The organism is Vibrio sp. TRT 21S02 (assembly GCF_050113675.1).
In the GTDB taxonomy this organism is placed as follows: domain Bacteria; phylum Pseudomonadota; class Gammaproteobacteria; order Enterobacterales; family Vibrionaceae; genus Vibrio.
Genome location: NZ_JBNJOI010000005.1, coordinates 350315 through 360469, shown reverse-complemented (window position 1 = coordinate 360469; position 10155 = coordinate 350315). Strand labels below are relative to the sequence as shown.

The following is a 10155-nucleotide window of genomic DNA, read 5'->3' as shown; positions in this document are numbered from 1 at the left end:
GATGCAGAAATCAAGAATGACCACACCACACACATTAAGCACGATAAACACCTGACGGTGGAGAATGACAGCTTTACCCAGGTAAAAAATGATCAGCACGCCACGATTGGTGCTGAAAGCCGCAGCAAAGTCGGCGCAGATGCCACGGTAAACATCAATGGTTCACTGCATCAAAAAGTTGCAGCAACAACCGCAATAGATTCCAGTGAGGAAGTCCACCTAAAAGGTGGCAACAAAGTCGTGTTAGATGCAGGTAGTGAAATCACCATAAAAGCCGGCGGCGCTTTTGTGAGAGTTGATGCAGCAGGCGTACACCTTGTAGGCCCAGCCATCAACATGAACTCAGGCGGCAGCGCAGGCAGTGGCAGTGGTTACGGCGGCATAGAAGCAGCACTTCCAATGGGGTTAGAAGCGCTGGCTGCGCCAGAGGAGTTGTCTTTATCCGAAATATCAGCCAGTGAAGAGTCTATGAGCCCACTATTAAAAAGCCGTCAAATTTCTGCTCTTAAAGGTCCAGATCCTGTTTGCGAAGTATGTGAAGAAGAGCCTAACAATGAATGATCTACTTAGCACCTTTAATGGCTCAAATATGAGGTTTGATTTAGCAAAAAAAGAGCGGCTATATCTTGTAGTAGATGGCGCACAAGTTGATGAACTAGCAAGAGCTTTATATAGACTAGAAGGTCAAATCGAGCTTGAACCTATATATATGCAACCTCCGCATAATGAGTTACTTAGCGTTTCTCCCTACGTCATTGAAGCCACAAAATACGTCAAAGAGTGGTTTTTCAAATTAAACAAACCTCTGGCTGGTTACTTTATTTCATCAGTTAGCCCACTTGCAGAAATATGTGAGAATTTCAGGAACATCATCACCGCCGAATCACCTTATGGCAGTAGAATTTATATAAAAATGGCAAATGCTGAATGTGCATGGGTATTTTACTCAACTCAATCCCCTCAATTTTGGGTTCATACTGCTAAAGTATGGATAGCAACTCGTAGAGGGTGGCAATATCTGGAATCTCCCTTTTCTGAACTCCCTCCCTATGAAAAAGAGCTAAAAGTATCTGATGAGCAATGGCGTTTGCTCGGAGATATCTCTTGGGACAATACAATAGAAAAATTAGAAAACCACATGATGAAGTGGTTCTCTCATGAATTTGAACTCCATAAAAATTCTGAATCTTGGATTCGCTATCACGCAGATTCTGCCTACAGCCAAGGATTTACTACAGAACGCGATCTTCTTATGTATATCAATATTATCGGCTTCTTAGGTGAAGAAAACTTCTTAGACACCGCTCAACATCCCGATATACATGAGCTGTTAGAGCAACCTTCACTACAAACACCATCTCAAAGAGTAGAAGCAGCGGCCAACCTTGCTTACCAATACTCACAACAGCAATACGATCAGGAGAAACAAGTATGAGCAACCCAAATGATGACGCTAAAACTGGTCAGACAAAAGATGCTCAAGACCCTGCGGGTACTTGTCCTCTTAAGAAAAGTAAAATACAGCTAATTCCAACAAGATATGCATTAGTGGAATCAAAGCCCCTTCATAGTGCGATATCGAGCAAGTTAGCATCGAAGATTTCTTTTCGTCCTATTGGTATTCGCACAATCGATAGTGGTTACTTGTACGTCATTCATAGCAAACGCCAAGACATAATTTATGTATATAAAATCTTAGAGAATGGTGAAGTAATAAAGCTAGAACAGCAAAAGTTGGAATCTGATAAGTCAGGACAAGAATATGTTTACCTTGAATCAGAAAAAGGACTATTTGTTAACAGAAAAGGCAAACTAGAGGTTCTATATAGCCCAACTAAGATCTCCCCCAAACTTCAATCTCAATTACTGAACTCCAGCTCTTTACGTTCACAGATGATGCAAAGCTGTAGTTTAGGGACTTTTGACTGCACAAAAGGTTCCCAACATCTTTTGCCTACCAATGCACTAAAAGATAACTTGGCTGACTGTGAACCAAATCAAAGTGAATACGAAAGTGATTACCAATGGTGCTGGCTTAAAGAAAAGCCCACACAATATGACTCACAAAAATTACTGTCTCAAATTAATTATGAGTACAAAGAAGATTCTGCAATCTTACTGTTAGAAGATCCGATTGGTGTGATGACCGAACTATCAAGTTGTGGAATTAGCTTGAATAACATAGAAGCGGAATGGTTCAAGCAAGACAATAATCAAGCTAAATATTTTGCAGCATCTCAAATTAAACTGCTAATTGAAGTGGGTGAAAGGTATTTCAACGCGAATACTAACAATCAAAAGCTAAAGAGCTACATCACTTCTAATGAAAGTAAGCTGAAAAAACGGTTCCTGTCATATCAGCAAGCGAAAAGAGCTTATTGGGATTTTGCCACTGATCAACCTTATTACGTGTCCGCTGAGAAGCAAATAAATTCTGAGCAATTTATTAAATACCAGCAAGAAAGACTAGAAAACCATAAGTTGTCCCAAGACATTGGTATATCTCAGGAAGAGTTAGAATCTTTTTTCCATGATGTAAAGAGGCAAAATGATAAGGTTGTTGAAGGTGAATTTGGTGGTTTGTTAGGTGACAGGGGAATCTTAGCTCGTATCGAGCATGATGATATGGAAGAGTGGTATAAAGATGCTCAGCTCAAAATTGAGCGATGGCGTAGCCACTCTGATGTGATTGAGAACGATCGTGTAGCGGTATTGCCTTTCGCCTACGATGTAATTCCTGTTTATGACAAAGAGAACAAAGATGCCTTTGTAGAACGATTGATACATGAAAACCATTGGTTGGAGATTCAGCCTGAAGAGCCAGAAAATCGAAGAAAAATGCGTGATGTATATTTCGGTGGCTTAGGGGAGCAAAACTTACATGTATTTGTCAGTGATTATAAAGACCTTGGGACCATCGATAAGAAATATAGAGATATAAATGAATGGATACAATATTTAGCGCCAATTAAAGGTGTAAAGGACAATGCAGAAAGCACCATAAACGGTTTATCTGGTTTAGAAGATTTTAAGGCTTTTCTTAAAGGTCAACACCTTGTTGAAATCAACGAAATGCCAGAACCTGTAAAAGCTCAATTCGATCAATTTGGTTCTAAATTGTCAGGACTAGCTTTGGAAGAGTTAAATGAGCTTTCTCAAGCTATTGCTAAGTCACAAGATAAAGCCAACTCTTTAGTCTATCACGCAAGACCGGGCATTATTGCTACTTTATTAGGGCATAAGAAAAATGCCAATGTTCAAATTAATGTGGGGGACTTGTCCGGCTTTGAAAGCTTTGACAAACAGTTTGCCAAGTTAGAAGCAATAAGGGTAAATGCAGAATATATTGTCACCAAACGCAACCAAGTAGAAAGTACCTCTAAGGGCTTAACTGTAGCTGAAAAAGATGCGCTAAGAGCGGACTATAATCGACAACTAAAACTGCTAAGTGAGGATTCTCAACAGGTCTTGATGAAATTAGCGGCAAATTCAGAACCAGTATCTAAAACAGGGCAGCCACACTTGCCTTCGCATATTACGATTAAAGCTTCAGGTGCTATGGCTGATGAAATTAATCAACTGCTAACGATAAGGCAGAAAATTTTAACTAATGAGCTTTTATATGGAGTATCTGAAGGGAAAGGCTTTAAAGGAGCCGTTGGTTCAGGCAGTGTATCGTTCGTCGTTTTTGTACTAAATGCTTGGAATTGGAGTAAGACAGAGCAAGCATTCTCAAAAAAATCCAAGGCGGATATATTGGATCGACTTGAATACTTCTCTGGTTTTACAGGTTTAATTTCGTCAGCGATGTCATTAACGGTCGAGATCGTTAAAGTAAGATGCCAATTAACTTGGATATCTGATTCCACGCGAAACACAAGCGCAGCTTTAGGAAAAGTTATTACTTTGGGCTCGATAGGTGTTTCCATGCTAACAGTCGCATCTACTGTGACAGATATTCCTAAACAAATGAAACGTTTATCCAGTAGTTGGCGCAAAGGAGATCTTTCGGCAACAGTAGCAGCGTCTTCGGCATTGATTGGAGACACGATTCAAACTGGTGCTGCTGGATATGTTAGCACTGAGGGCATACTCATTGCGATGTCAGCAGCACAAAGACAGATAACTTGGGCTAAGGCTGCGAAAGACATGTTTGGAGTAGTAGCTCGGGCTAACCCGTACATGCTTGTTGCTTCTGCTCTAATATTGCTAGGTGAAATCGGCTATAACCATCTACAGTCTACACCCATAATGAATTGGGTTAGTCAATCCGTATGGGGTAAAAGCGGTGTTTGGTTTACCTACATAAATCAAAACTGGGATTACGAAACCCAATTTGTGAAATGGTTAGAAGCAACTCAGGCTCCTAAGGTTCAAATTAGCACGAATACGTATAAAAAAACGTTGATGTCTGCAAGTGGTAATTGGGCGTCTCAAGTGACTATGCATAGAGTAAAAACCTTACGCATTGTCGTTCCAATGGTAATACCTCAGCAGATCAAATTAGCGGGGTATGTCAAAACGTCATCAAGCATTGAGCCTATAGATATTACTAGTACGTTGATAAGTAATAGCCGGACGATATACGACGGAATGAATACACTATATGAATTTGATTGGCCTCAAGACGCTAAACGACAAGAAAATTTACGTTACCTAGACCTTATGGTTGAAGTAACGTCACAATATGGTAATAAGTTGTTTGCGGAACAGGGAGGAGCACGTTTTACTCTCGATTTGAACAATCCTGCCCCTAATGATAAAAAAGATTGGTATAAAATAGACTTGCTCGAAGAGGGTGACGAGCAATCTGTAACACGGAGCAGAATGAGTACCTCTTTGAAAATATTGATGAATAAAGCTGAGAGTGACAATGAACAGTAAGCCATTTCCTTTTTTCGCTGGTCAGCGCACTGATAACACATTCGGGTCTAGCAATGTACTCAGCCCTTTACCGATTAAAACTCTATTGTCGAGTGCCAGGCGATGTGACCAGTTGGTCAGAAAAAAAAACCATTACATTGATTTAGGTGGTGCGGGAGGTATGGTTTTTCAAACTCAATTAATGTGGATGTGCTGTTTTATAGGTATTGCTTCTTTTACATCGCTCTATATTATGTTTGATGGTTTTACTGGCTTATATCAGAGTTCATATAAAGACGTGCTAATAAATGGTGAGTGGATCAAGCACTTCAGTGTATTTGATTTTTCTTCAGGTCTTTTTGGCATGCTTACGCCGCTCCTGTTGAGTTTGTTAATTATCGGTCTGGCAGCCCGAGGTGCTCGTAAAACGTTATCCCAGTCATTGCCTTGTCGTTTCCACCGCCAGCGTCGCGAAGTGCTGTTTTCTCGTTGGAATAGTGACCTCAAAAAAATTGAAACACTAATCGTGCCTTGGGAAAAAGTATGCGCTATGGTTGGACAAAGTAGTGGGGTAACGACTGGAGGCGTAATATCTTCTGCTTCACTTACGATCGCTGCAAACGATGAAGAAAACTACGGTAACTTTTGGTCTGCGCTGCAAATTGGCGCCGTAGATAAGTTCCATGCAGCTTCTATTTGGGAAACGATTCGCACCTTTATGGAAGATGGGGCAGAGCACATTTGCGATCCTTCACCTTTGACTCTAGAAGGTGTTATTGATGAGCACTGCCAAGCAAACAATATCACTAGGGCAGAGCTCAGTGGCGCAACACGATTTTGGTGGTATATCAACGGCACCATGTTAGGTATCTGGCGTACTAACTATGAAATGAGTAAAGTTAAGCAAAGAGCTGAAAACTTTACGGATATTGCGGCTTGGAGTGAAACATTGCCAGAGAGCGAATGGCAAAAGCCAAGTGCACAACTCAATTATGTAAATGATATGCTAGCACGTAATGAGTATGCCCAAGGGCATACTATTCTATCTATTGGGGATGCGTGCAGCCGTTATATGCAGCCTCAAAAAGCTAAATCGGCCTAGGTATTTAGGCCAACTTAAAAAGCCGCTCAATGAGTGGCTTTTTCATGTTAAAAGCATTAGCAGAAAGCTTGATTAAATGGTTTTACATCCAACAATATGTTGCAAACAGAAGCCTGTAACTTATTACCGCTAACAACAAATCGCATTGATATTTTTAGCTGGTGCATACGTGATGCAAGAAAGGTTCGGCGGCTTTTTTGAAGCATTACTTTTAGGAGTTCGCGATGATGGGCCTATCATCGGTTCGATTCTGTTGATTCCCCTATTCATTGGTTGGTACACCATAATCAATACTTCTTTAAAAAAAGCACGTCAGAAACCTATTCGTTTTAATCGACAACGCAGAGAGGTCTGTTACTTCGAGGAAGGAAGTAAAACACCAACTATTGTTCCTTGGGAAGAAACCGTCTCATGGGTGTCCATGTACAAAGGCTTTACTGGCAGTGCCATTGTTTCAAATGTCACATTTGGAATAGCATTGCCTGACTCGGCAGGTAAAGATTACTGGATGTTTAAAAGGCCAGTAGGGATTATGGAAGAAGGACAACGCTCTTGGGAGATTATCCGCTGCTATATGGAAGAAAAACCCGAATTCTGGGCTCAAAAAGCAGAAGATGAAAACCGACAATCATTTGATGAAAATCGCCGCCAGATAAAGCAGAAGTTTAAAAATGGACCTAAACCTTTATTTGCGATGAGCATGTCAGATCCTACCGCCTCATACTTTAATATGTTTGGCTACTATGCATTTAATATTTTATGCCTTTGGAAATTACCTTACTTGGTTTCAGAGTGGGATAGCAAAATATCCATGGCAAAGTTTCCTGAAAACGTCGATGAGTGGTCTAAACCATTACCCAAAGAAGAATGGGCTAAGCCAAGTGCCGAATTAAGTAAACAAAAAGCAGCGGCTGAAGCACATTATACTTCAGGTGGTAACTTAAAAACGCTCAGAAAGCTCGTCGCATAACTTCAAAAAGCCGCCACTTAGTGACTAAGTGGCGGCTTTTTATCATCTACCAATCCAAACCTGAATATTCGAATTAGCCAAACATCATCTACAGCTAACTACAGCTTCCATACCTTGCCATAAACATCTTGGTGGTTTCGGTGACTAAATGCGTTTTTTCTTCGCTATTTAAAGGGGCTTTTAGCTTCATCAGTTGTGGCCAGAAGGCGCTGCCTTTAATTAAGCTGTGAAGCTGATCTTTTGCGAAATCTGCATCAATATCGGCGAGCTTACCGTCATCAATCGCGGCAATAATCCACGTATAAATAGCCGTTTCTTTTTTGATGAGTTTATCCAGCTCGTCTTGCAGCATTTCAGGGTTACGGAATAAAAAGTCAAACGCAACACGCGCTAAATCTAGGTAATCAGGGGAAGATAAAAACTCCAGTTCTGTTTCCACCAGCTTAGCCAACTGGCAGTGCAGTGACTGCTCTGGGTTGTACTCAACATCACTCTCAGTTGTCGCTCGGCGCCAAAGCTCGGCTAACAGGTGCAGCACTAAAGCTTCTTTGCTGTCGAAATGGTTGTAGATGGTGCGCTTGGAAACATTCGCAAGTGTGGCCAACTTATCCATACTAGTGGCTTGTACTCCGCCCTCTCGGAACGCTTTAATAGCCGCTTCAACAATGGCTTCGCGCTTTATCTGACTTCTGGTGAGTTTAATCTCAGTCATGTTTTCTCAAAAATTCGTTTCCTGCTTTTGAACGAATTTTACACTGGATAGTTTACTTTTCAAATTTTAGATATAAACTACACCGTGTAGTTTACTTTTATTGAGGTAAATATGAAATTCTGGATTCTGATCATTATTGGAGTACTCATTATGGCAATGCAGGCGAAATCTTCACCCGAATCGAACAAGTTTTATAACAGTGAAACACGCTATTCATCTGGTTTTGCCGACACGGTGAAGATCATCCAAACCTATCTCACCACCAAGCGGACTGATCCGGTCCCAGCACAACCGATTTCGGTCCATACCATTGCCCCGGAAACATGGTACGAAGAAAGCGGTAATTACCTATACCGACTCGGCCATTCTAGTGTTCTAATGCAAATCGACCAGACTAAGATCCTCACTGACCCAGTATTCAGTGAACGCGTTTCTCCCGTTCAATGGGCAGGGCCGAAGCGCTTTCATCCCGCGCCTATCTCTGAGTCAGATCTGCCGTTTATTGATGTGGTGGTCATCAGTCATGATCACTATGACCATCTTGATAAACACACTATTCAGAAAGTCAAAAACAAGGTCGGCACATTTATTACACCATTAAAAGTTGGTGACCACTTACTTAAATGGGGCGTTGCAAAAGAAAAGGTCGTTCAGCTGGATTGGTGGCAATCGACCCTGATTAACGGTATTGAATTTGTCTCGACCCCTTCCCAGCATTTCTCTGGTCGTGGCTTATTCGATCGCGACCAAACTCTGTGGTCAAGCTGGGCAATTATTGGCAAAACTCAACGTGTGTTCTTTAGTGGTGACAGTGGCTATTTCTCTGGTTTTAAAGACATCGGTGAAAAATACGGGCCGTTTGATATCACGCTAATGGAAGCTGGCGCATATAACTCAATGTGGAAAGCAGTCCATATGATGCCGGAAGAGAGCATTCAGGCGCACCAAGACGTTCGAGGAAAGGTCATGGTGCCAATCCACAACAGTACCTTCGATTTGGCCATGCACGCGTGGTATGAGCCTTTAGAGCAAATCTCCGCACTGGCGAAGGAGCGAGATATCACCGTACTTACCCCCGCATTTGGTCAGAAAATCATGATGGACTCACCGATTTCAGCAACAAAATGGTGGCAACCAAACATAGAAAAAGCCAGCTTAGACTTAGCACGAAATGAAGTGCAGCCTGAATAACCCGCACAAAAAAGCCGCTCAAACGAGCGGCTTTATCTATTTAAACGATTTAATTAACGCACAATCAAACCAAGCAAAATACCGACTGCGCCAAAGTCTGCGTCACTGAAAGTGGTATTGGCGAAGCCTAAATCGCCCAGAACTGGCATTAGGAATACAGGTAAGAAGGTGATCAGTAGACCTTGTGCAAAGGCACCTAGCATTGCGCCTCTGCGGCCGCCGGTGGCGTTACCAAACACGCCCGCTGCTGCACCAACAAAGAAGTGTGGCACAACACCAGGGATGATCACCGTTAGCCCCATTACGTAGAGCAAGAACATACCCAGTAGACCGGCTGCAAAGCTGGATAGGAAGCCAACCAATACAGCATTTGGTGCGTATGGGAAGACAACTGGACAGTCTAATGCTGGTTTTGCATTAGGTACTAATTTATCTGAGATACCTTTAAATGCTGGCACAATCTCTGCGATCACCATGCGAACACCTTGGAGGATCACATACACCCCACCAGCAAACGTGATGGATTGCATTAACGCGAACATAAACCAGTGTTTGCCACCGCTGACTTCACGAACAAAATCACCACCTGCGAAGATACACGTCACCATAAAAATGATGCCCATGGTAAATGAGATAGCAACCGGTGTATCACGCAAGAACAAAAGGCTCTTTGGTACATTCATCTCTTCGGTCGAATGCTCTTTGTTACCAAACTTGCTGCCAATGAAACCGGCTAATACGTAGGAAAGTGTAGAGAAGTGACCAATAGCCACATCATCTGAGCCTGTTACTTGCTTCATGTAACGGTGCGCAATGGCAGGGAAGAAAACCATCACCGAACCAACAACCACTGAGCCTAAAGCGATTAAAGGCACGCCCTTCATACCGCTGGAAGAAAGGATAGCGGCCACCATCATCGACATAAACAATGTGTGGTGACCCGTTAAAAAGATGAATTTCCACGGCGTAAAGCGAGCAATCAAGATGTTCACGATCATGGCAAAGAACATGATCATCGCCATTTCTTTACCAAATGCTTCTTGTGCGATAGACACAATGGCTTCGTTGTTTGGTACTACGCCCGTAATGCCAAAAGCCTGTTGGAAAATGGTGGCAAAGTCACCCAATGAGTTCACAACAAGGCCTGCACCAGCTCCAAGGATGATGAAACCCAGAATGGTTTTCACCGTACCTTTAATGCATTCAGTGACCGGTTTTTTCTGAGCAATAAGGCCAATTAAGGCTATCAGACCAACCAAAACAGCAGGTTCTGATAACACATCATTCATTAAAAAACTGAAGAATTCCATAACGCCC

Annotated in this window: 8 protein-coding genes; 6 read left to right on the top strand and 2 right to left on the bottom strand. The window is 42.1% G+C overall.

The genetic code is table 11. The annotated features are described in order from the left end of the window. From ACQEXU_RS09375 to ACQEXU_RS09355, 5 genes are all read left to right on the top strand, one after another. A partial coding sequence (locus ACQEXU_RS09375; RefSeq protein WP_427010598.1) for a bacteriophage T4 gp5 trimerisation domain-containing protein occupies positions 1 to 561 on the top strand: 561 nt, incomplete at its 5' end. Then, positions 554 to 1435 carry a DUF4123 domain-containing protein gene (locus ACQEXU_RS09370; RefSeq protein WP_427010597.1) on the top strand — a complete coding sequence of 294 codons (882 nt, stop codon included), beginning with the start codon at positions 554 to 556 and terminating at the stop codon, positions 1433 to 1435. The genes ACQEXU_RS09375 and ACQEXU_RS09370, both read left to right, overlap by 8 nt. Further along, positions 1432 to 4884 (top strand): toxin VasX, encoded by a 3453-nt coding sequence (locus tag ACQEXU_RS09365; protein WP_427010596.1) that lies wholly within the window; start codon positions 1432 to 1434, stop codon positions 4882 to 4884. Before ACQEXU_RS09370 ends, ACQEXU_RS09365 begins: the two co-directional genes overlap by 4 nt. A gap of 160 nt (positions 4885 to 5044) precedes the next feature. Then, positions 5045 to 5965 carry a hypothetical protein gene (locus ACQEXU_RS09360; protein ID WP_427010595.1) on the top strand — a complete coding sequence of 307 codons (921 nt, stop codon included), beginning with the start codon at positions 5045 to 5047 and terminating at the stop codon, positions 5963 to 5965. 169 nt (positions 5966 to 6134) lie between these two features. Next, positions 6135 to 6935 carry a hypothetical protein gene (locus tag ACQEXU_RS09355; RefSeq protein WP_427010594.1) on the top strand — a complete coding sequence of 267 codons (801 nt, stop codon included), beginning with the start codon at positions 6135 to 6137 and terminating at the stop codon, positions 6933 to 6935. A 94-nt stretch (positions 6936 to 7029) separates the two neighbouring features. Here ACQEXU_RS09355 and ACQEXU_RS09350 read toward each other — a convergent pair whose 3' ends face one another. Further along, on the bottom strand, positions 7030 to 7647 hold the full coding sequence (locus tag ACQEXU_RS09350) for a TetR/AcrR family transcriptional regulator (protein WP_427010593.1): 618 nt from the start codon (positions 7645 to 7647) through the stop codon (positions 7030 to 7032). A gap of 111 nt (positions 7648 to 7758) precedes the next feature. Here ACQEXU_RS09350 and ACQEXU_RS09345 point away from each other — a divergent pair, with 111 nt between their 5' ends. Then, positions 7759 to 8838, top strand: a complete 1080-nt coding sequence (locus tag ACQEXU_RS09345; protein WP_427010592.1) for an MBL fold metallo-hydrolase — start codon at positions 7759 to 7761, stop codon at positions 8836 to 8838. 53 nt (positions 8839 to 8891) lie between these two features. On the opposite strand, the gene ACQEXU_RS09340 is transcribed toward ACQEXU_RS09345, so the two are convergent. Further along, complete coding sequence (locus ACQEXU_RS09340) at positions 8892 to 10148, bottom strand: PTS ascorbate transporter subunit IIC (RefSeq protein ID WP_427010591.1); 1257 nt, start codon at positions 10146 to 10148, stop codon at positions 8892 to 8894. Positions 10149 to 10155 lie beyond the last annotated feature (7 nt).